The organism is Bradyrhizobium sp. 35 (assembly GCF_023073215.1).
GTDB lineage: Bacteria > Pseudomonadota > Alphaproteobacteria > Rhizobiales > Xanthobacteraceae > Bradyrhizobium > Bradyrhizobium canariense_D.
Map to the genome: position 1 here is coordinate 26,339 of NZ_JADPJC010000048.1, position 24,106 is coordinate 50,444.

The 24,106-nt window shown below is 58.2% G+C and carries 11 protein-coding genes and 2 pseudogenes; 5 read left to right on the plus strand and 8 right to left on the minus strand.

Annotation, left to right across the window (positions count from 1 at the left end; translation table 11 throughout):
* Positions 1-534: 534 nt before the first annotated feature.
* Positions 535-2,445, plus strand: a complete 1,911-nt coding sequence (locus IVB36_RS08035) for an HrpF/NolX family T3SS translocon protein (protein ID WP_276576953.1) — start codon at positions 535-537, stop codon at positions 2,443-2,445.
* 538 nt (positions 2,446-2,983) lie between these two features.
* Here the strand turns inward: IVB36_RS08035 and IVB36_RS08040 are convergent.
* Positions 2,984-3,412 carry an IS110 family transposase gene (locus IVB36_RS08040; protein ID WP_247391155.1) on the minus strand — a complete coding sequence of 143 codons (429 nt, stop codon included), beginning with the start codon at positions 3,410-3,412 and terminating at the stop codon, positions 2,984-2,986.
* 1,077 nt (positions 3,413-4,489) lie between these two features.
* Here IVB36_RS08040 and IVB36_RS40275 point away from each other — a divergent pair.
* Complete coding sequence (locus IVB36_RS40275) at positions 4,490-5,671, plus strand: hypothetical protein (RefSeq protein ID WP_276576954.1); 1,182 nt, start codon at positions 4,490-4,492, stop codon at positions 5,669-5,671.
* Between the two features lie 489 nt (positions 5,672-6,160).
* Here IVB36_RS40275 and IVB36_RS08050 read toward each other — a convergent pair.
* From IVB36_RS08050 to panB, 5 genes and pseudogenes are all read right to left on the minus strand, one after another.
* Positions 6,161-6,749, minus strand: a pseudogene (locus IVB36_RS08050) (IS5/IS1182 family transposase); the annotation flags it as partial.
* Between the two features lie 2,017 nt (positions 6,750-8,766).
* A complete protein-coding gene (locus IVB36_RS08055) occupies positions 8,767-9,903 on the minus strand; it encodes an MFS transporter (RefSeq protein WP_247391134.1) in 1,137 nt (378 codons plus the stop codon).
* 974 nt (positions 9,904-10,877) lie between these two features.
* Positions 10,878-11,833: pseudogene (locus tag IVB36_RS08060) on the minus strand (IS481 family transposase).
* Positions 11,834-12,226: 393 nt separating this feature from the next.
* Positions 12,227-13,078, minus strand: a complete 852-nt coding sequence (panC, locus tag IVB36_RS08065; protein WP_247391136.1) for a pantoate--beta-alanine ligase — start codon at positions 13,076-13,078, stop codon at positions 12,227-12,229.
* 14 nt (positions 13,079-13,092) lie between these two features.
* Positions 13,093-13,965 carry a 3-methyl-2-oxobutanoate hydroxymethyltransferase gene (gene panB / locus IVB36_RS08070; protein WP_247391138.1) on the minus strand — a complete coding sequence of 291 codons (873 nt, stop codon included), beginning with the start codon at positions 13,963-13,965 and terminating at the stop codon, positions 13,093-13,095.
* Between the two features lie 1,619 nt (positions 13,966-15,584).
* Here panB and hemN point away from each other — a divergent pair.
* From hemN to IVB36_RS08080, 3 genes are all read left to right on the plus strand, one after another.
* Positions 15,585-16,919, plus strand: coding sequence for an oxygen-independent coproporphyrinogen III oxidase (hemN, locus tag IVB36_RS08075; protein ID WP_247391140.1), 1,335 nt, complete (start codon positions 15,585-15,587; stop codon positions 16,917-16,919).
* Between the two features lie 231 nt (positions 16,920-17,150).
* Positions 17,151-17,276: a hypothetical protein gene (locus IVB36_RS40115; RefSeq protein ID WP_256374451.1), complete on the plus strand. Its 126-nt coding sequence runs from the start codon at positions 17,151-17,153 to the stop codon at positions 17,274-17,276.
* 1,531 nt (positions 17,277-18,807) lie between these two features.
* A complete protein-coding gene (locus IVB36_RS08080) occupies positions 18,808-20,112 on the plus strand; it encodes a carbohydrate porin (RefSeq protein ID WP_247391142.1) in 1,305 nt (434 codons plus the stop codon).
* 766 nt (positions 20,113-20,878) lie between these two features.
* On the opposite strand, the gene IVB36_RS08085 is transcribed toward IVB36_RS08080, so the two are convergent.
* Positions 20,879-21,808, minus strand: coding sequence for a TauD/TfdA family dioxygenase (locus IVB36_RS08085; RefSeq protein WP_247391144.1), 930 nt, complete (start codon positions 21,806-21,808; stop codon positions 20,879-20,881).
* Positions 21,809-22,212: 404 nt separating this feature from the next.
* The gene (locus IVB36_RS08090; RefSeq protein ID WP_247391145.1) at positions 22,213-23,460 is read right to left on the minus strand and encodes a right-handed parallel beta-helix repeat-containing protein; all 1,248 of its coding nucleotides are present in this window, start codon (positions 23,458-23,460) and stop codon (positions 22,213-22,215) included.
* Positions 23,461-24,106: the final 646 nt, after the last annotated feature.

Consider the following 24,106-nt stretch of genomic DNA (forward strand, 5'->3'; position numbering starts at 1 on the left):
AAGGAGAACAAGCTCAATATCGTCAGCGTCAACCCCAGCTGAGAGCGCGGATTCGCAGGTACATGCCGCGACTGCCACCGCGCGAATTCTCGGCCCCACTTTCAATCTCTACATTATACCGACGAGCGCCAGATCGCGGCGCAGGCCCAACGCACCTCATCACATTCCTCGATCAGGCGCTCAATGGTGTGATGGCAAGTCAGCGGCAAAACGGCGCGCAATTCGAAATGCCACCGTGGGAATCGGTGGTGATGTTGTTTCGCGGCTCCACAGCGATCGTCACTCGGGACTGACGACCGCAGGCGCCTGCTTTGCGAAAGCGTCAGAGCAACGTCGTGCCTGCGCATGCACTGAGCCGGAGATGAGTTTCATGAGCACGATGACGCCTCTTCGGGATGTTAAGACGACCGACATTGGCTCGTCCTGCTCCGTCTAAAGTCGTCAGCTTCTCGAAAGCTCGCCCCCTTAACAGAAGGCCTCGATCTTACGACGCCGATGCCAAGTATTTACCGCAATGGAATGGAAATGAACCAAATGCAGCTCAACAGCGTTTCGCTGCCCGCCAGTGCAGATCCAGCTCGGTTCGGGCTTGTTCCGGGGGCTTTGTCGGCCTTGGGATCATCCGCGCAGACCCCCGGCCAGATTCGGGAAGGCGAACCTTCGATGTTCGAGGCGATGGTGTCCATCTGCTCGCGGGAAGAGAAATCCGACGTTCCCTCCACGCCACCGGATCTGCTGCAATCAGAGCGACAGATCCCGCAGGATTCGCTGGACCAGTTGTCAGCGCACGGGAAGGCGGCGATCGAGGCGCTGATGAAGGATCCGGTTTTTTCTTCCTCGGTCGATTCCTCCTCGGTCGATTCCTCTTCCGTCGACACCCCTGGTGCAGACGCATCGTCGACGGCTGCTCCATCGCCTGACGTACCGAGCACTCCGGTGCCAAGCTCTAGGATCACTTGGAACGGCGGCACGCTCACCAATGCCGAGTTGCAGATCGTGGCAGTGCTGAACCGGCACAAGGACCAATGCCCACTCAGCTGGGACTCGCTGGCAGCCAAGGCCAGCGATCCGTCGACGCCCCCGGACCTGAAGGAGGCGATCGAAGGATTGCGACGCGATCCAGAGCTCTTCTATGCGATTGGCTCCCAAGGGGACGGCCGCTGCGGCGGCAAGATCAAGGCCAAGGATCTGTCAGAGTTTTCCGCCAGCCATTCGCAGGTTGCTACATTCCAGGAGCAGCAAGCGCAAAGCTACGCGCAGAACTATATTCCATCCGACGGCACCTCGAATGGACAAGCATCGGTCATGACCTTGAATGATGCATCGCGCGAGCTTTACAAGTATTCTGACTACCTGCCCAAGAATTTGAGCCTGGACGATTTCAAGCGGATCGTCGACGGCAAAGCCGACGTCGGTAAGTGTCCGCCTCAGCTGATCGCGGCGGCTCAACACTTCCTCGAGCACCCGGAAGCCTGGAAGCAGTTGTGCGGTGGTGCGACTGATAAAATCCACAAGGAAGACTTCTTGCAAGTCGCCTCGTCGTCGATGAATTCCACGCAAAGCGAGCTGAACACGCTCGACACGATCAACAAGAATCAGAACGCCTTCTTCGGGGACGGTGACCTGACACGACACAAGTTGGCGAGTATGGTCGAGGACAAGACTCTCGACCCGAAGATACGAGAAGCGGCATCGCAACTGCTCTCGGACCCGCTCTTGTTCCGTTTGCTAAACAATTCGATTACGGGCTACAAGACCCATCAGGAGTTCTTCGACTTAGGCGGCGGGCATACGGTCGACTCCGGTAATATCAGCAACAACGACTTTAGGCACTTCTATAGCAACATGTCACCTGCGAACCATACCGTTCAGCAGATCAAGACCCATGTCCCCAAGACCGCCGCTGAACAAAATGCAGTCACAGACATGGTGATGGGGGTATCCGACCAACCCGATGTCGCGTCTCCGAAGAAGAATGGTGGGGTGCTCATGCATGCGGTCGATGACGTAGCCAAGGTGGGTTCGAAGGTGCTCGACTGGGAGGCGACGGCAGTAGGCCTGCTCGGCGTCATTCCGGGACTGGGCGAGTTGGCCGATGGCATATCGATGGTGCTCGAGCTCGAGTCGCAAGCATTGAGCCTTCTGCATACGGGCATTAGCGGGGGTAATATGAAACAGGCGCTGGAAGAGGTTGGCCTTAATCTTGCGGGGCAGGCCATTAGCTTTGTAGCTGGGCCCGAGGTCAAATTCGCGCTGCGCGAGGGCCTCGCAAAGGAGATGCTCGAACAGAGCGTGCAATTCGGCCTCGATACGGCGATCTCGAAAGTGCAGTCCTATGCCGAGGACCATTTGGACGACCTGAAGGCACGCCTTACCGAGCCCATGCAGGCCGCAGGCGTTCCGAGTCAGGTCGCTACGCCGCCGTTGTCTCAGACGGTGGCCTGAAAGGCGAGTTGCGGGTAAGGTGCGGATTCGTATGCAGGGACGGACCCTTGCAACTTCTGCGCCGCTCGACTGTACGGCGTCGAGAAACTCGGTATGTGCCACGTCATCAGGGCGAAGCCGCCGCTCGGCAAGCGGCGGCGGAAGAACGCGCGCTGCACGCGAGGCGCACCCCAAGCAACTGGCGCCAATCTTCTGAGAAGCCGGCTCCGCAAATTTGAACAGGTCGCAATTGGAGTTTCTGTCTGAAAGCGGCGATCATCGCCGCGAGCAGCTGAGATTGAACAGATGACCGCGCAGGAGCCACAGCCCGCCGGCTTTTCAGGCGAAGGGGGCGCTTGCCACCGTCAAGGGCGACCGGACGATAGCCGAATGGGCCGAGCACTTCGACGTCCACCCCATCCGGTGACGGCCTGGAAAGCTCAGCTTGATGGCCGGGCTTCTGACGTGTTCGGCGCGAGGGGCTCCGCGACGGTTGCGCCCGCGGTCGATGTGAAGTCACTAGTGCAAAGAGCGGGGAATTGACGCTGGAGAATGATTCCTAAGAAACGGCAGCACCGACTTGCTGCTCGAAGGGTTCGAGAGCAAAGCGCAATGCCTTGGCACGCCCATGCGAATTGTTGACCACTCGCGTTGGGTGACGCGTCTCGTAGGACGAGGCCCTTGGTGACATAGTCCGTCCGCATCGCAAAGCGTTGTAGAACAGAACTGCGATCTTGCGGCCGCGGCGGTTACCGCCTTGGCCTTGCCGATGCGCGATGAAAGTCGCCTGTAAAAGGCGCCGAGCGCGGTGTCTGTACGACCCGCGGTCACGGCAGCAATGCGCAGAAGTTCTGCCGCCCGCTCGGCGCGTTCGGGATGAGAGCATTCTTCCGCCGGAGACCTTGTTGTTCGGCGCCAGTCCCAGCCAGGAGGTAAAATGCTTTGCACTTCGCCACGAGGAGAGGTCGTCGCCCCCTTCAGCGATCATCTTCAGCAAGAGGCAAGGACCGAGGCCGTCGAGCGTGGTGGATGTCCTTTCCGACCAACCGAACAGAGCCACGCTGACGTTCGTAAGCTAGAGCGTTCGCCTGATCGGTTCGATTCCGACGCGCCTTCAATACGGCTTCGATCCGGGGCGTCGCAGACAGATGCTTTCTCGTGGTAGGCGTCTAAAGCGCAAGTGCCTGCTGGAGCGCAACCAGACGCTCGGTGGGATAGCTTCCGGTGAGCGCCCTCACGATCGTCTCCGCACTAGCGTGGCAACTGCATTGGCGCAAGCACGCCAGCGCCTCAGGATCGCGCTCGCCGGCAAGGATCACGAGGATGAGGCGCGGCCGGTGGCGCCGCTGATGTCGGCGGGACCTGGTGGAGTTGAAGATTTATCTCCGTCAAGCCCTGCATATGCTTGATGTGAGAGGCCGCGTACTCAATCAGACGCTCGCGGTGGCGCACGTAGGATCGCGGCTCCGCGATCTGTCCTTTCCTATACGCGATTGACGGACCAAACGACGACTTGGCGGCGGCCACTGGCGGGCTAACGGTACTTCGTGTAGAGCCCTCTGTCGTTGCCGCCCGTGATGCAAGAAGTTTCTGACGTTCGGCGTGTGGACGATGCGGTTTTCTGTCAGGACTTCCTTTACGGCGTCCTCAAAAGCCGCGTGGCCGGTCTGGTGATCCGCGGATCAAGTCCAAATCTCATCTCCGAGCACCTCGGCTCTAACTGGTTTTCCTGATCCAGATCTCTTCGATCGTTCCGCCCATTTGGGTCGTAGCCTTCTCACACCCTTCACCAACGTCAGGCTATTTCTGCTGCATTCGTCATGATGCCGTCACTGCCTGCGCTGGGTTCCGCAATCCACCTTCCGGGTGGCCATGGTCCAAATCGCCCGAGCCATCTTGGTCGCGAAGGCGATCACCACGAGCATGCGCGGCTTCTGCGAGAGCGCTTCGGCGACACAAGGGCTGCGTTTGCGCTCAGGCAATCTACCACTTAGCCGGCGGCCAGACCGTCGTCCGCCAATGATCCCAGCAGAGCTGGCTCGAGATCGGAAGACGAGCCTCGGGCATGGTAGTCGATGGCTCAGCTCCGGCTGCCTGTCTTCCCGACTCGGCTTTGGAAGGCGGAGCTTCCATGAGTTCGAGCACGGCGCACCGCGACGAGCTCGACGCCTCGGCAGGTCCGGGTGCGCCGCATCGTGTTCCCCTTGCCACGCGCCGCTTGCACCAGTCCAGCACCTCTTCGCCTTGTTTTGGGGTGGATAACGTGGAAGCCTGCATCGCGCAACGCATCCACGATACGCGGTCGAGCTGCCCAAAGGCGTGGTCGGATTTTCCTTTATGCGCTGGCGTCAGCTTACGGACAGCTAGGCTGTTTATCAAGCGGGTAAGGTCTAACGACCTGAAACAATGCAAGATGTATGATCCGGGTGCAGTCGTCATGTACGGTCGCGTTAACAATTGGCCCGATATTCCGGCCGAGGAAAGATATCATCGGGCAGCCAACGCTGAGGAAGCGGGTGCCGAAAGCCAGGGCTTCGCCGATGCGTTCGCTAGAACGCGATTGCAGGAGTCTGCTGAGAGCTCACCTTCGCAACCGAGTTATTCCCTCGTTCGAAAACCTCCTGTGGTCGAGATCGACAGAGCTACCTTCAGGACAGAAGTGAGGACCTTTCATAGCGACGCAATCAACCGCATCGCCAACAATCCACACGAGTACTCGGAATTTGTATCCGCAAGAGCTAAGCGCACAGCAGAGGTCGCGAGGGAATACGGTATCAGAAGAGATTCAGAAGACGCCCGATATTACAGCTACCAATTAGGAAATGTGAGCGTCGGCCTCCAAAGAACGGAGGCCGGATTCAACATGAGTGAGTTCGAAAGCGATAAGTGGCGAGAACAGTTCCCTGGACGAAGTGAAGTCACCTCAATTGTGGATTTTCAGGTTGCTCATCCGCTTGTCGCCAACGCCGGCGATATTCTGCTCGAACATCAACTTCGGCAAGACGGCGAACGACCATTGGTGAACTGGCGTCCTGCTAATGCAGAGGCGAAGGCCCGCGCAGAGACAATGGGCTTCGTCGAAGTGGATGAGGACGACATGGTACTTGACCCCACTCAGTCCGCCCAGTGGACAAAAAACAGCCTTGGTGAATGGCAGCGTGCAACTAAATCTCAGCTTTATCTCTCCAAGGTCGATAGTGATACTGAGCTTGCAGCAGATTCCGAAGAGGATGGTGACTTTATGTAATGCGATATCCGCAGGCATTCATGTTTGGCAGGCGGTGGAGCAAGGAGAGCAGGCAAACGGACAGCTGCGGCAGAGATCAAGCCTTAGCCCAGCGAAATCGACAATTCGACTGGATCGGCGAGGTGCTTTGTACAACGGCACCATCAGGCCGGTGCGAGGTGGTTTCGCCGTTTGATGGGCCTATCTGAGGGAGATAAGGTGTCTCGGCCATTTCGGTCGAAGACACCGAATCAGGAGAGATGTCGAACGAATTGAGCCACAGAAATCCATGCGCTCTGATCCTGGCGCTAAGCTCTGCGCCGCTGCCGCCGACCTTAAGGACGGACGTGTTGACGGCGCGATGTGGCCCGTCCTGAACCGGCTTAATACCAGACGCGATCTCGACAAGCTTGTGTGCGGCGGCTTCGGAGCCAAGCGAGCTTGATCGACGGCCAACGTCATCAGGTTCGGACTGACTCGCTGCCGCCAAGCATCGTGGAATCGTCGCCGCTAAGAAGGCGGTTTGAGCGCCTGCGACCGGACACCTGCTTGCCAGAGGACGATCAGGATTGATGTCAGCAAATCCCTCGACCAGGCGGGCACGCGGCGGAGGTTGTCGCCGACGGCGGTGAGAATGACGTTGCTGGCGTCGCCCTCACGCCCTTGGGATGGCAGCGGCTGAGGTGGCCGTCGCTCTTCATGTGGCCAATGATGGGTCGTTGGCTGAACGGCCCGGAGCTCGCGCTCGATGACGCAGAAGACAGAAGACGCCCCGTGCCCGGAGATGAAGACGCGGCGCGGTCCTATCGGTGTTATGGCCGCGATAGCCCTGGTCGACATAGGCGCGCTCGATCGCGCAGCCGGTTAGCGTTTCCGTCGCGTCGATGATGGTGCCGCGCGAGTGTCCGTCATAGTGATTGCCAGACGGTGCGCGAGCGTGCAGCACGGAACTGGCCGCCCGGCGCGCGGCCGTTGGTGGTGACGATCGAGGCCTTGACGCCGAACTCCAAGGCGCTGCCGCCTTGCCTTTGCGGATGTACTCGACCTCGGGCGAATGGAAGGAATAGAGTTTCCTGCGCTGCCGCTGCTGTTGCGATCCGCGCATCAACGTCAGTACGGCGTCGTTCTTTCTTCCTGCTCATTTTCTGAACCTCGGTTGAGAGCCCGCCGCGGCCGTCACGGGTTCGGAAGCCGGAGAATTCAGGGGGCCGGCGCACCTTAGGCCGAAACGAAATGAAGGGCGGCCAAGCCGCTGCGCCCGCCACCGGCCCCTCAGACCAACAGCGGGGACGGGCGCACGTGGCGACCATTTTGGGCCTCGTATATTGAACCGGTAGGCTGCAGCGGCCTTGCTCCGCCCTCGACTACGCTTCGCACCACGCCTCTCGACCATTGGGCGTCCACCGGCCTCTCGCGGTCGCGGCGGGAGTGCGATTTGATGTGATAGCGATTCTGGACTCGCACGACCAACTGGAGGAGGATCATCGTCTGTGTCGGTGGGCGAAACTGGCTACAGGTGAGCACATCTAGACGCTGCGCCTACATGCTTGGGTTGGGTGGCTATCAATGTTGAACACGCCCCTCTTCAACTCACCGGTGGACCTTTCATCGCCCGCGCCGCGCGATCTCGTCAGCGACTGCGCTCGCGGCGCGCACGAGCCGTTGAGGCAGGGGTCTCGAACATGCCAGAGTCTCATCATTGGGTTCATCCCTGCCCTGTTCGAGAGCCTCGGCAGCCAGCGCGCTTATTACCGATGCCTTGCGCGGGCGGTTTCAAGTGGTGCCGATTGAGGCGATGGATCGTCTCTGACGTGATCAGGAAGACATAGGCGTGTTCAAGCGTATGGCACATGCCAAGGTAAAAGATCGTCACTTTGGCCGAATAAGCTGCTGCGAAAGCCGCAGCGCCGCATCAATCGTGACGCAGCGAGCAGGCAGGCGCGCTACTGATTGGATCGGCAGATCTTGCGGAGCGGCTCGACTCCGCACCGGTTGCGCCGTGACAGCGCCCGCTTCCGGTACAGGGAAGCCTGTCGTTGCGCAAACCTCGGCCAGCTCCACGATCGGCCTCCCCGTACGGTGCGCCCGTCTTCTCGGGGGCAAAATAGATGAGGCATCGTCTTCGGGAACACCCCCTTCATAAGGCAATACGCGCTCTCATCGTGATTGTCGGGCCATAATGTTGCCCCGAACGGACCAAACCGCGTACCAACTCTGAAAACCAACGGGTGCAGGCGCTTCGTGATAAATGCGGGGAGCGTCGGCGGTCGAAATTGATCTCAAACACGACAATCGTCGACGCCAATGTCCGGCAGTACCTCGTCACGGTCTAGGCTCGACTAATGGCCAGACACACGTTCGCCTTGTAAGGAGCGGTTCATCTGCAGGGTTTGCGATAAGCGCGGCACCATCCTAAGGGCCATTCCCATGAGAAAGCGTGCCGACCAAAAATTGCAACATCTCCACGTCGTGTACGCGTCAATCGAGCTTTCTCTCCTGGTGCCGACTTCGAGACTCTTCCATGCGAGATCCGTACGAAGGCCGATCTCGTGGTCCTTCTCACTCTCGTAGGCCCTATCGAGCACCGCCCGCACCCGCGACGTTGCCTAGGCTTCGAACATCGGGATAGTCCCGAGAAAGAATGATCAAATCGACCGGGTTTGCAGAATTAGATTGATTAAGGCCACCGCACAAACCTGTCCAGGGGCTGCGAGATACCAGATACCTGTATTTCCAAGTCCGTTAGGTATCAACGCCTGCTCGGCGAACGTCCGCTTTGGTCAATCGGGTTGAACGCTCGAGCTTGCGAACAGCCGAAAGCGCGGACTCACATAGGCATAGAAGCCTAGGGAAGGGATTGGGCGATCAGCAAGCGCATCAAGCGACCTATCGTAGGCATGAAGGCAGATCTCTGTAAGAGCGCCGACCACCAATCGCCGGGCCTGAAGCACTTCCGGAGAAGCGCACCGCTTCGGGACCAGCAAAAAGGAGCCGATCATCGGCGCCACAGGCAGATATCAGTTAGGCAACTCATTGCCGTCTGCTCGATCAGAGACAAGCCACAATCGAAGCTTCTCTTGCCCGCGAGGTGCCACTATGTCACGTTTCAAGCGCATTCACCTTGTGTTCGTCGTCACGATCGGCGCCAAGAGCACGACGAGGCACATGAGCCCGGCTAGGACCCCAAATGCGGCCGGCAGTCCCACGTACTTGGCCAGTAAGCCGATACCAGCTGGTCCAATGAGAATTCCGGCATAACCCACCGTCATGATCGCGGCAATCGCCGGACCAACGGGCATCGCCTCCTGCGTGCCGGCGCGCCGGAACAGAATCGGGGCGACATTCGATAGGCCAAGACCAATGAGCAGCAAGCCCATCATGGCGATGACGGCCACCGGTGCCGCCAGCAGAGCTCCGAAACCTGCCAAGGCCAGTAGACTTCCGAACATAAGTGTCGCGCGGTCCCCCGCGCGTTCGACGACGGCGTCGCCAGCAAGGCGTCCCACCGTCATGGCTATGGAGAACAGTACATACGCTAAGCCGCCCTGCGTCTTTGGAGCAACACCAGCGCCGACGACCAACAAGGCAGCCCAATCGAGCATCGCGCCTTCGATAAGGAAGGCGATCGCCGCAATCGCGGCTAGAAGGAGCACTATGGAACGCGGCAGAACGAACGACGGTCCCTGGTCCGCCTGCGCCGTTGATACCAATCGCGGCCACGCCAGCATGATCGCGATCACTATCAATCCCGAGCAGACCACAGTCGAAACAAATGCGTCAATCTGCAGCGAGAGAAAAGCGGTCATGGCTGCAGACCCCACAAGTCCCCCGATGCTGAATTGAGCGTGGAAGCTGGACATCAGCGGGCACTCCGCCGTGCGCTCCACCTCCATCGCATGAATGTTCGCGGCCACGCTAATCGAACCTATCGAGGCGCCTAAGGCGAATAGCGCGACGCCGAGCGCCAACTTGCTAGCTGTCGTGAGGCACGGCAGGACGATCGCGAGACTAAGCCCACCCACAAGAATGATCAGCCTGACGCCGTAGCGGACACTCAAAACACTGGTCAGAAGCATCGCGATGATGGATCCAGCACCCAGGCAGAGCAGTAGTAGGCCAAGTACGCCGTCATCGGCCGCCAGCCGGTCTTTCGTAAATGGTACGAGCGGGGCCCAGGCGCCGAAGCCAAACCCGGGAACGAAGAATGCAAGACGCGTTGCTAACCGAGAGGATGGTTGACCAGCAGACGCCATGACAGGGACCTTATTGATAGACGACCCGCGGGCGCTGTACCAGCGACGGGCTCCCGAGCGACAGAGAGTGCGCAGGTTCGGCGGTCGAGAGGACATCGTTTGTTGGCGCAATCCGCCATGCCGGACGGTTCAGCGCGTGATATCGGATCGCGTCGATCGTCACTCTAGTTCGATCCGCGACGACATCTTTGATTGCAAATACGATGCCACCGCGAAAACGCACGTGACGCCTCGATCCGACCTCGATACGATCGGACAACTGTGCCGGCTAGGCATGGAGCGTCGGGGGCTCTCAACAAGCTTGTTACTTGCTGATTGGTGAGCGCGGTCGCGCACGGAAGGAGCACGAAGCACCCGAGTGCGCCTCGAGACCGCGTATTACGATTCGGTGACGCCCTTCAGCGCGCGCCAACGCGGCCTCGCCTTCCGTAGTCATATCCGCGACAAGTCAACATGGCTCAGTCGCAAAGCTGACAACGAGATGAAACTCCATCGGCCGATCGCAATCGGTCTCAATGCGAGGCGATGGGTTTACAACCCTGTTACTCTGGGCTTGCGTAGTCTGCCATAGTTTGTGGCAACCGACATCGCAGTGTAGACGCCGACATAAACACTTTGATCATGGAAGACACGCAGAGGCTTATGTGCCTGCTAGACTCACGGTCTTGGTCAACGCCCCCCTCACGGCTCGCCATTGACGACTTCTTCATCCAATTGGCTGTGCACATGGACCGGCATTGATTCTTGTCCATGTGCGGAGGGATGCGCTCGTTGCCCAACAGTCCATCCAGAAAGCTGCCCCGCCCGAGATTGCGACCCGCTCCTGCGTAAACAGCGGACGAATCCGTTGCTTGGCCTGCCGCAACAAAGAAGCCTACAGCGTTGCGCATCTTCGACCGACGCTCCACCAATCATCAAATCCCGAATGATGGTGGCCATAGATTCAGAACCACCCGAAAACTGCAACTGTAGTGCTAGGTGTTTAGTCCCGGCATTTGCTGGAGCGGATTGAGATTGAATCGTTGTGGCTGGGAGGTCCAGCATTTGCAGATGTATTCGTAAGGCGTGAGGCCCTTCAGGGTTTTCAGCCGCCGAGCGTAGTTGTAGGCGGTGATGAAGTCGGCAAGGTGTGCCTCGAGCTGATCGTGTCGGTCGTAATGATAGCGTTGGACAGTCGCTTCCTTGATCGTTCGGTTCATGCGCTCGACTTGGCCATTGGTCCAAGGATGCTTGATCTTGGTCAGCCGATGTTCGATGCCATTTTCCCTGCAGCGCATATCGAACATATGGATCGCGTATCTTGCCGTCGGGCCGTCCGCGTAGCGCGGCGGGAAGGTGAACTGGATCCCATTGTCGGTGAGAATCGTGTGGATCTTGTAGGGGACCGCCGCGATCAGAGCTCCGAGGAAGGCCGAGGCGGAGGTCCTTCTGACCAGTTGCACGAAGGCGAACTTACTGGTGCGATCGATGGCGACGTAGAGGTAGAGCTTGCCTTCAGCGGTCTGGAGCTCAGCAATGTCGATGTGGAAATAGCCGATCGGATAAGCCTTGAACGGTTTCTTCGAAGGCTTGCTGCCTTCGACCTCCGGCAATCGGCTGATCCCATGACGCTGGAGGCAGCGATGCAGAGATGACCTCGTCAGATGCGGGATGGTTGGCTGCAGCGCATAGAGGCAATCGTCCAGTGGCAGCAGCGTATGCCGCCGGAAGGCGACGATGATCGCCTCCTCTTTGATGGAAAGGACAGTCGACTTGGCTTCTTTGGGGCTGTCGAGCGATCGGCGACGGTCTCGCGCTGCTTCCACTTCGCGACAGTCTTCTGGTTGATACCGTAGCGCTTGGCGAGCGCTCTCAAGCTCTCTTGACTATTTTGTATTGCACGACGGACTGCCTCCGTCGTGGTGGCGCAGCCGTGTAAAACTTGACCCATAGCGCATCCTTCGAATCATGCGATAAGAATGCACCATCAAAGCTTGGGACGAAACACCTAGATCCGGTGCCAAATGCATCGAACTCCGTCCGGATCGCGTGTCGGTGTTCCGTTACGCGCATATTCTCTCCTTCAAGAGGATCAGTGCAAGATCGGCGAATACGCGCTGCCCCAGACAGTCGCGCGTCATCTTCAGTCGGAATTGATTGCGGAAGCCCCCGGTCGACGCGGGCTACGTGCGCATTAGTTTCCGACCACTTCGATCTACCCGGCTAGAAATCTTGCCGCGGCGAAGCGCGAGGGGCGGCCGCGTCGGAACTTCCAGGGTTACACCGGCGAGACCGTCGAAACGGATAAGAAGAACACAGTTTGTCGATTTGGTTCTGAATTGCGCTACAGAGTTGGCAACGCGAGCAGTACGTTGTCGATCAGCCGAGTCGAACCGACGTAGGCTGCGGCACAGAGCGCCGCCGGAAGCCGCAACGGACTCGTGGCGCGCTTGAGCGTATCACCATCGACAAGTTCAAGGTATTGCAGCCGATCAACGGTCTCAAGATGCCGCTCCGCGATCGCAATCAGCTTGTCCACCTCGCGCACTCCTGAGCGGAACTCATCCGCCGCGGCGAACAGCCCACGACTGATGGCAACGGCTCGCCGACGTTCTTCCTCGCTCAGATTCCGATTGCGACTGCTCATCGCGAGCCCGTCCGGTTCCCGAACGGTTGGCACGGTGACGATCTCGATCGGAAGATTTAGATCAGTTGCCATGCGACGCACGACCGCGCATTGCTGAAAATCCTTTTGCCCGAAAAACACGACGTCCGGATGCACCATGTTGAACAGCTTGCATACCACGGTTGCGACGCCGCGAAAATGCCCACGCCTAAAAGCCCCGCATAGTGGCTTCGCCAATTCGCCCGGTTCGACGAAGGTCTCGAATTGAGCCGGATAGACTTCCCGTGCACCGGGCGCAAAGACAATCGCAACACCGGCATCGCGGCACAGTTTTTCATCGCGCAGGAAATCGCGAGGATAGCTGCTGAGATCCTCGTTTGGTCCGAACTGAGTCGGATTGACGAAGATGCTAACGACGGTGACGTCGCATTGTGCTCGGCTCGCCTTGATCAGGGCCAGGTGGCCATCGTGCAAATAGCCCATTGTCGGCACGAGCCCGACGCGTTTGCCCGCGCTGCACGCCTTCGCGAGTTCACGACGAAGCTCAGCGACCGTCGTAATCGTCTGCATCGTAGCACCTTACATCAGGTTGTCTTAGGAGGAGCCCAGTTTGCGATGATGTCACCCAGGCTTTCAGGAAGCCGATAGGACTCTTGCGGCGCCGGGAACGCTCCACTGCGGACATCGGTAGCCCAGCGCGACAGCGCCTCCTGCAACAGCTGAAAACCATCTGCATAGGCGCGAACGAATTTGGCCCGATGACCTTCGGTCAGCCCCAGCACGTCATGGAATACGAGCACTTGGCCCGAGCACCCGGGACCCGCGCCGATTCCAATAGTTGGTATCGACAGCGATTCGGTCGCTCGCTGGGCTAGCTCGGCCGGAATGCCTTCAAGCACCAACGCGAAGCATCCGGCCTCCTGCAGACGGTGAGCGTCATCAAGCAGCCGCAAAGCGTCATCGGCTTTCCGGCCCTGCACCTTGAATCCGCCCATGATATTGACGCTCTGCGGGGTGAGGCCGAGATGGCCCATGACGGGAATTTCGCAATCGACCAGGGCGCGCACCATTGCCAAGCGCTTGGCCCCGCCCTCGAGTTTCACTGCATCTGCACCTCGCTGCAGGAATCCTCCGGCGTTGCGTATCGTCTCCTCCCGAGAGAGGTGAAAGCTAAGAAACGGCATATCGGCCACGAGCAGGGCACGGGGCCTTGTGCGCGCAACGGCCTCGAGATGATGATTCATCATCGCCACGCTGACAGGCAACGTGCTGTCGAATCCGAGGCAGACATTGCCAACACTGTCGCCGACAAGAATGATGTCGACGATGGGGTCAGCGATGCCTGCCGTAACCGCATCGTAGGCGGTGGTCATGGCGACACGCCGCCGCTCCTGCTTCCATCGCTGCAGGATTGGAATCGTGATCCGCTCAACTGATACTTCCGAAGCGTGGCTCATTTTCGATCAGTTCCGTCAGATGGCCTCAGGTCGATTTCGCAGCTCGAAGCGATACAATTTAATCTCACCTGTCTCGCCTACGATTTTGAAGCCACCGCCCTCCCGAAGTCCCCGCGTCACCGAATATGCTAGGCGAACGGTAATCCGATTCTTGCGACCGAAGCAGTTGAGTATTGCGCGCATCCCCGGGGGACCACCCTTTTTCTATGGCGGACGAATGAAAACTGTCAACCATGAAAGGGAAACATACGCCTCCAAAGTAGCAGGCGCGTGCATAAAAACTCCAATGGTCGCGCGACCATCAAGCTAGAACTCCCCAGATTCAAATTGTCATTTGGAAGCGCCTTGCGTCACGCTGGGCCTCAGGGCGCGCCGATGCGATCATTCTGGCAATTTGCCTGCGGCGTTGTCTTAACCGCATTTCTTGCATGTCGGCAAGCGGCAGCTTTACGCGATGCTAGCTGACGCAGTCAGGAATACCGCGTAGAGCTATCAGGCGCGCCGCGATCTCCCGGGCCTATGCGCCGGATGGTCCATTCGGACGATTTGCTTGTTGGTTTGCGCGCTTTGTGGCTATGGGACGAACAGTGGCGTCGAGTAGACTGTTTGAGGCGGAGGCTCGATCGTAGGTCAATTCATCCAATCTCAAGAGGCTGGATGCTCTGTTTGAAGAAGAATGCGTTCTGGTCTTGAGCCTCGGTTCCGGCTATGCGTCTTCGGGAAGCGCCCGACGTCCTGGTTTGCGCCGGTGTTTAGAAGTTTCTGCACACGCCGTGCCCGACGAAGTACACGGGCTCGGGTGAAGCCGCTTGACCGTGAGCCTGTCCGGATGGAACCTCCGACAGGTACCGCCCCGGCGTCGGTGACAAGCTCAGCCTTGGAGCAACTTCACGGACCGCCGAGCTCTCGAGATATGGTCTGACGTTGGTCGAAAAAATAGACCCCTGCAGTGCCCAGACACACGAAGACGACCACCACCCACCATAGGTGCCTTGACGATCTGTGCAAAACCGGTGGCAAGTCTGAACGGCTGTTCAATTGCATCGATCACTTCTCGCTCGCCTACCCGGTCATTACTTTTTCCATACCAACTCGAGCACACTCACGCCAACAGCCGTGGCGCCGCGCGACACCGACGATCCGCGCATTGGTGAAGTTCAACTACGTACCGGGATGTCCCCGAGCCGGCGCAGTATCCTGGGTGGATGGGGAATACGCCAGGCAGAAGTCAACTACCAAACCTGGCCAGTTGCTGAAGATTGCGAGGCGACGTACCAATTTTGATCGACAAACCTCGCACGAGTCAAGTCGTGGAGCAGCTCGAGCTCTAGCACCGTCAACGGCCCCGGTGGATGTCTCGTTGGCGAACGTCGGAGATTAGCGAAGCGGAGTTGAATCTGGGGCCCCGCCGTGGCCGTGTTGATTCGAGTATCTCGCCTGCAGCGGTTGTTCTCTGTCTTCGAGAGGAACGGCTTGCTATCCCACACCGCGTTTCGTCAGCAGATCGGCCGTCACGCAAGCTTCCAATTGTCTAGCGACATTCCGGATACTATCGGCAAAAAGGAATGCAAAAGACTTCGCTTGCGACCACAAACTTCGTAAACATAGGATAACAATCGTTGCAGACCTCGGTCCTGGAAAAGTATTGCGATGCTCGCCTTCCTTGGTACACCATTTATCCAACTGTAGCCCAGTTCTCCACGGTGGTCGGCGCCGAAGCCTGTGAGAAATGGCTGCAGCGCCTGCCGGTTAATGAGTCCGTGTCGCTCTATTTCCACGTTCCGTTCTGTCGATCGATTTGCTGGTATTGCGGCTTCGCTCGAAGCATCACTCGCCGGGATTCACCCATCCTAGAATATTTGGCGGTTCTTCGTAAGGAGATCGAGTTGGTCGGGGCGCAGGTGCCGCAACGGCTGCCTGTGAGCGACGTGCACTTCGGCGGTGGAACGCCGACCCTCATCGAGCCCGCGCAGTTCGGGGCGCTGATGGAACTTCTGCGCCGCCGCTTTGCGGTTTCGAAAACGGCCGCCATCGCTGTTGAGATCGACCCGCGCACGTTCACGCTCGCCACATCCGAAGCGTTAGCGGCTGCCGGCGTGAATCGCGCGAGCCTGGGCGTCCAGAGCTTCGACCCAATTGTTCAAAAGGCCATTAACCGCGTTCAGAGTGAGGCACAAACAGAGCGCGCTGTCGAAATGCTGCGGCAGCATGGAGTAATCCGCATCAACTTCGACCTCATCTACGGTCTGCCAAATCAGACGGTGCAGTCCTGCGTTCAGACCGCGACTACGGCGGTGGCCATGCGACCAGACCGGCTTGCGGTATTTGGCTACGCGCACGTTCCTTCCTTTAAGAAGAATCAGCGCCTGATCGACGAGGCAACGCTGCCAGACAGCCCTGCCCGTGCAGAACAGGCCGCGGCGATGGCCAATACACTGATTGCTGCGGGCTACCGCCAAATCGGACTCGACCATTTCGCCTTGCCGGACGATGAGCTCACGCTGGCGCAGAAAGCCGGTCGCCTGCGGCGGAACTCACTGGGTTACTCGGCCGACACCCGTCACAAAGTCATCGGCTTTGGCCCGTCGGCCATCGGCCGCCTTGGCGACGGTTACGTCCAGAACGAAGTTGAAGCGGGTTCTTACAGCGACCAAATCAATGCCAGCCGTCTGGCGACGGCAAAGGGCTACTGTCTCAGCCTCGAAGACCGCGTCCGGGCCGCAATCATCGAGCGGCTGATGTGCGATTTCGAAGTCGACGTGCCGGCAATTTGCATTACTCATGGATTTGACCCGGTCCCTTTCCTCGGTTCACCCGAACGCTTGGCAATGCTCGCCGAGGATGGGATCGTGGAGGTAGAAAAGGGATTCATCCGCGTGAGGCAGGAGCATCGTTTTCTAACTCGCGCTGTGGCCGCCGCATTCGATACTTATCTTGGCGCGCCGCTCTGCTAAGACCAGCCAAGGAGCGCTGATCGTATGAATGCATCACCTTCCCTTATGCGCCCAGAAGCCCGGGTAACGATTTTCGCTCACCTGGTGCACTCACGTACAGCGCCAAATTCGTAAACGACGCCGTGCGCAGCTGCGGGACGAGAGCCGACCCGGCCCTACCGCGAAGACGGCTAGGCGAGTTGCTGCCGGGAATTGGACGCCCTCGACTGCAACGCAGTCCGCTCAAGCGGCGTGACCGACAAAGTTCATCACATCACCACCATTGCCCGTGTGGCCGCGGACCTCGACCAGGACGACGACTGGCTGCGGGAGGCCGCCAACAAAATGGCGATCGAGGACGGCTTCATCTGGGTCTAGCGCGCCGGAGAAGATGAGATCTAGGCGTTCAGCGACTTCGGTATCGAAAACCTGATCAAGCTCGTCCGGATGTACGAGGATATTTCGACCTCCTCAAGCGCTGGCAGCGCGGGATACCGCAATCAGCCTGCGATCTACGCTGGAACTCCCAGCAAAGAGGAGCGCTTCGTGGTGATGCACGACGGATCCTATTGATGTGCATGGTCGCCCCTCGACCGGGATCGCTACGATCCGCTGCGTGCAATCCAGAGCAGCAGCTGGTCGACGCGATGAGCTAGACCAAAGAGCACAAAAGGACCAGCGCCGAGCGCGACACGGCGCCAACGATAATCGAGCACCACAGTTAGAACCGGATCCCGCGGGATCGAAACAAGTTTCCCGTAAGAGCCTCGCGCAACCGGAATCGAAGCGACCTTCCCGAATGGCACCACTCTATGCTGCCATACCGGAGTTCGTCCCTGACGCCGGGACGGTCTCGCGCCGAGCGGCACGATACCTAGGATTCGCACAGCGAGGCCGACGTCCCGCGCCCGGTCAACCTACCAAACCTAGCAATTGATGGAGATGACGGACACATGCCAGTCAGTGCCGGTGAAACTCGCTCGGGCCACATCAAGGACGAAGTCGCGATGCGATATAGATCCGGTAAATCCAATCGAGCTGATGGATGTTCTGTCTGGTCCCGCAGCTATCAAAACGCCTCCAATCGCGCTCTCCATCTTCCCATGAGAGCCAATCAAGGCCTCGTGCCGGCCTCAGCGAGCTTACGGGCGTCAAAAGATGTTAGCCCCTTCTGCCCGCCTGTGCTTCATCCCATGGACCGAGCTGCAGGCGTTTCTAGGGTCCGGCGCGTTCTTATGCGAGCTCAGCTACTGGCGCGGCTCTCTGTTGAAGAACATCCTCGTGGCAACGGATTTGTCGCGAGAATCCCTGGGCTCCGTGCGCTGGCCGCCAATCTCTTGCCAGCGAACGTCACATCGAGCAGGCCACTCTCCGTCTCGACACGGTGCAGCAAATGCTTGCACTCGCTTAGCGATCGAGCGGCTGGGTTGCGCCGCGCTGGGTACCACCACGTTGGCCAAGCTGCGCCAGCAGTGGTGATAGCACGGAAGGCTGGGCGGGTCTCGTCGGCACAGAGATGCCGCCTGGCCTCAAGCGTCACCTACATCGCGCTGAGCGCTAGGATCGCGAACCGGCCTATGCCGTCAGGTGGACGTGCACCTTATTCAAATCGACGGACGTGGAAATCACGATGTATTGTTGCGGTATAGCGCCAGTATCCATGCGGGCATACTCGGCTGGCGCAGTTGCTTTCATCTCTCGACCAAGTGCGAAGCCAAGAGGGCGTATTCTCCTTTCCCTGATAGCTAGTCTCGCCTGCAGTTCGGCGGAGGCAGAACCTGGTGATATCTCTGGCCCTAGAAGTCACAGCCCCGATGAGCTCGCCGAGGCAAGACTCCAAACAATCTCGAATCTGGCTGTAACCTTCCGAAGCGGCAGGCCCAAAGGAGCAGCGCGCCTTTCTGGGAACTTGCTGCCAAAAGCAACTAGGTCTACCACAACGCGCGACAGTGCGGAGGTCACCGCCAAGAGCAGAAGTCAAAAGCAGATTGACCCATTCGCAAAATTCGAGAAGCTCCGCGAAAAAGGTGCGGCGTTCACTGGTCCTGGTCCTGCGGACACCATAGATCAGGATACAGCTTCTGTCAGATCCGAGCTTTCGGATCTCGGGATTGGATTCGCTGGCTGGACCCTAAACACGTTTATCAACAATCAACTCGGTAATGCGGCCAGAAGCACCATCGCCAATCAACAATATGTCGGGCAGAATCCGACATTTAGTACGGTCAACTCTATGATCGTGACCTATGACCTCGCTCGGTTTGGAATTCCCGACGGTCAGATCGTCGTGGGAGCCGAGCATCAATATTGGACATGGAAGAGCGCCGGACCAGACCGACTGGGAATCAATGCAGTTTCCTACTATCAAACATTGTTCGAAAGGAAGATCGAACTCAAAGTGGGTCACCTCAGGAACCAACATGAGTTTGCGGGTGCCGGAGAAAAAGTTTTTGGACCCTCGTCGAAGATGCTATTCCAAGCAGGCATGAGCAACAATTGGGCGCCAACGCCGGCTCTTAATCTGAAGTACAATTTTGACGATCGCTTATATAACAAGCTCTCAATCCAGCGCTCGCTTAGTCCAGCCGGTCAATATACGCATGTAAGCGAAAATCCCACTGGCTTGAACTGGAGCACGCGCGAGGCGGGCATTCTTTTACTTGATGAAGTTTGCTATAAGAACAAGCCTACTCCCGGGGTACCTGAGACTTGGCTGCGGGCTGGCGCGGGCTTTAACAACAGCAGCTACACGGACCTACAGCATCCGACGCAACCGACAGCCAAGGCGAACAGCGTCTACTATGTAGCTGCGGATAGGCAATTCTGGCAGTCTGACGTCCATGGCTCGGCATCTCGCGGAATCTATGGCGGGTTCTCTGTAATGTACGCTCCGCCTGACCTAAATAGGGCTAGCCAGTACTACGAGCTTCGCCTGTATGCGAAGGGCCTGTTTGACAGCCGGCCCACTGATCAGATGAGTCTTGTTGTCAACAACACCATCTGGAGCCAATTCGCGGTGGACGCTGCATTGGCGAAAGAGCAGCTGGCGCACCGGGACAGCACAGCAATTTCGGGACTGTATACGGCGCATCTGGCGCCCGGGATATATACAACCGTAGGACTGACGTACATCAATCACCCGACAAACATTACCTACACGCCGCAAACAGGACACGCCCTGAATATATTGGTATCTACGTCGGTATTCTTCTAGGCTCTCAGGACTGCGCGGAGCGTCATGTAGTCGATATCCCACCCGCCCTTTTCAACGGTATGGGCCACCCATCACGGCGATTTTGGTATCCGCTGTGCTCCTGACGCGAAGCCGGGTACCGCGTAAATTGAGCCTTGATATCCAACGTAGCATGCTGTTGGGAATGGTAGGTTAGAGCCTTTGCTGCTTCCGTCTACGAGCGATAGGCCGACGTCGTACTTGCGCAAGAGCTATACCCTCCGGCCGCGGAATGATCTCCCATGCTCATTTGTTCAATCGAGTGCTGAGCTTGCGGCAGCGACATTGCTTTCGGATGATTGCTGGTGCAGCTCGTCAGACTCGCGCCCGAGCTCGTACTCTGCCATGACAGGCCGAAATCGTGCCCTCGGAGCTTAGTTCACGCCGAAGGGGTGTGGTAAGCGGAACCGCGACACAGATGCCAAAGCTACCCAACTACGGCAATCGCTATCTCTGTCGACGGTCGTGGCACTGCGCGAGGTCGGCGGACACGTGCCTCCCTTCGGCGGCAAATCGACGGGACGCGGCCGGATGACTTGCGCCACTCGAATGCTGACTCATTTTCGTCGCTCGAGACGAGCTTTAGCATCTTACTCCAGCAAGGAGGTCGCCTCCCGAGTCTGCGGCGCGTTAGCGCTCCCATCCAATTGCGCGTGGCGTTCTGCTGGGTTCACTTCTCTTCCAAACATCTATTCGCGCGAACATGCGATAAGAGCAGTGCATGATCGGTGAATTTTGCCGAGCCTTGCTAGGCAACCTTCGTGGACGGGCGCTTCGTCGTCTTGAGGCGCGTTACACTGCTTCGACCGTCGACGCTGACGGGCGCGTCACCATCGATTGTGGCACGATGAACGACGCGATGCTGGTCACCGTAATCGTTGACCGCATAATGCTGCGTTGCGCGGTTATCCCAGATCGCGACATCGCCTTCTTTCCAGCTCCAACGTACGGTGTTTTCGGGTGCCGTGATATGAGACTGGAATAGATCAAACAGCTTCTGACCGTCGCGTTTTGGGATATCAATAAACCTTTGCACCAGATCGCCGAGCACCAGGGCGCGCTCGCTGGTCTCGGGATGTACACGGACCACCGGGTGCTCCGTCTCATAGATCGTTTTGGTAAAGACCTCATCAAAATGCTTCTGGTCGATTTCGCGAACACGGCAGGTCCCGGCGTAGTCGAAGGCGTTGCTGTGAACGGTCCAGAGTTCGTCGGCAAGCCGTTGGAGCGGCCGCGGCAGATCCAGATAGGCGGCCACAGCGTTCGACCAAATCGTATCGCCACCGGACGATGGGACCACAATGGCTCGCAGCACCGCAAGTCTAGGATACGCCGCGAGAAAGGTTCCATCGGCGTGCCATACATCGGCCCGGCTACCTCCGCGCGCGGAATCAAGCTCGATGATCGAGGCCGTTCCATTGACCGTACCGAGTGTCGGATGCGGCACCAGCCTTCCCAATCTAGCAGCAAATCGCTCCTGCTCCGCGTCATCAAGATGCCCCTGATCGCGGAAGAAGATCACCTTGTGTTCGAGCAGCAAGCTGGTGATCTCAGCGATGGTTTGGCTCGGTAAATCACCCGAGAGCTTAATATTTCCGATTTCAACACCGATGCGCGCTGCGCGCTTGACGACGTCGGTCAGTGGAATGACCCTCTCGGTCGAAGCCGTTTGTTTCATTGCGAATATTTCCAAGCTTTGCGGATTCTTCAAGCGGACAAGGGCGCGTGTGACTAGGTTTCCTAGGCGAGCCTCGCGCTACGGGTACTCTCGAGCAAGCACCATGCCAGTTGGAAAACGGAGCTGTGAACCTCCGTCAGGTACGGGACCGGGTTTGAGTCGAACAGTTTGCCAGGAACTCGATGCCACCTCCCACCCTCTTTCCAACCCACCCGGGTCGGCGGCGAAAGGCATGGGGCGCATAGTCGATAGGAAATGTACCGCTCGGCCCGAAGAGAAAGGCCATACGGTTCCCGTGCAACGTCGGGCAGCCAGCTTTGCGCGCTGTTCTCGTCCAGTATGCGCCCTCCGCTTAACAGTTTGCGGCAATCGGCCAGTCTCGAGCCGCCTCTGCGAACGGACCATCACCGGCTCTCAAGGTGTCCGGGACCTGCCCTGGCCGTGATCACTGCCGAAACAGCATCGGCTGGAAATGGAAGAGCAATAGATGACCTTGGAAGAGCTCCAAACGATTGAACTACGGCTTCATCCAGGCGAAAGCCATTGATCCGCGGCACTGCGCTCGCGATGTTCTCGATGCACCGACGTCCGAGCACGGTAAGGCAGATGTTCTGCACGGTCCGGCTGGATTTGCCCAACAAGCCAAAGATATGTCCACTACCAGTCTTTACAGGTGTTTCAATGTTGTCAAAGTAGTTGCCCTCGATCAGCACCTGCACAGATGGTCCAGCATCCACTGCATGGAAGAATCCGCCGCTCTGTTGCGCGTTCGTGTTGTGGAAGTAGTTGTTGAGGAGATGAATAATAGCCTGGGCACCGTCAATGTGCGGCGCCCGCCCTGAGATCTCATGGAAATAGTTATTTGCGATGGTGATCGTCTGCGGGACACCAAGAAAAAGGAGATTCCAATAGTGCTCCCCGTTACAATAGGAGGAATAGGTATCGCTGCCATCGAAGTCGTTCCAGGAAATCGTAATATTCGTCGTAGGGCCAAGGCCGCCGGCAATCATCTGCCGCCCGATATTATAAAACCGGTTGTGATCGATCCAAACCAGGTCGGCTCGTGCAATTGCAATAGCATCGCCGGCAAATATCATGCCTTGATTGATATCACTGATGGTCAGGTTGCGAATAACGACGTTGCTGACCCCATTTAGGCGCAGCCCCTTCCCTTTGATTGTCGCGCTCGGGCCAACGCCGATCACCGTCTTGTTTGAGCCAATCTCCAGCGGGTGCTTGCCGGCCCTGTCGAAGCCGACCAATGTCTTCTCCTTGCCGTCGCAATGCGCATCGTTGCCATCTATAAGGAGAAGGGACTCACTTTTATACGGTGCCGAACAAGCACGGCCGTATTGGCAACCCTGCCCCTCGCCTTGCCCTTCCGTACCGGTAAAGTCTATGGTTCCGGCTACCTGGATCTCGCGCGGACTATTGTCATTGCAGCGCCCGAAGCTGTACGAACGACACAACTCATACTTCAGAGCTTTGGTTGATCTGACCTGAACTACCTCGCCTCCAAGGCCGCCCGTCGCTGCAGAGCCAAAGCCATTGAGGGCTTCCGATCGCACATAGTTCGATCCGAGCACGGAAGAGACGCCGACGACGACAGCAAGTCCACCGAGCACGCGCAACGACCGTTTGATGTGCTTCATCGTGTCCCTCATAGGCATGTGCTCTCTTTTACCCCGAAAACCCGCACGAGGACTTGAACTCTCGAACTCAAATGCTGAACTGGAATAGGCCATCAGCATCCGGCGTTAACGCCATCAGATCGTCCTCAATAAGGCAGGATCGGAATATCGGAACCATGCTACGCAACAGGTGCAGCCGCACGCTCCGCACCAGCTGTGATGGATCTGGGTAGCCATTGAGCCAATCACGGCCGATGAAAGCAGCGGTCGATGCTTCGAGAGTCCCGTCAGAGGAATGGTGTAGGGTGCAACACGTCTGGCCTAGGAGGATGGGCCGCCGCTCCTGACGTGCTGGACCGGCGGGAGGCGCTTGAGCTCTTCGGCATTTTCGACCAGCACCAGAACGCGTGGTGCATTCGCATCCCGCGGGAAACAGATAGGCGGCGCGGCTGGGATCCTCGTAATCCTGGATTTCACGTCGGATGTTAGGCCCCTGTCTGCGATATGGGCCAGATTGGGCCCGTATGTCGCGTGCCAGACACATCGCACGGACGGACGCCTCTTATCGACTTCTTGACCGGCACTCACACGCCGCCGGAATGGCTAAGATTTCCTTGTGATATGTCCGTCCAGTGCCGGCGCGGATCTAGCACAACCAGTCACCGGC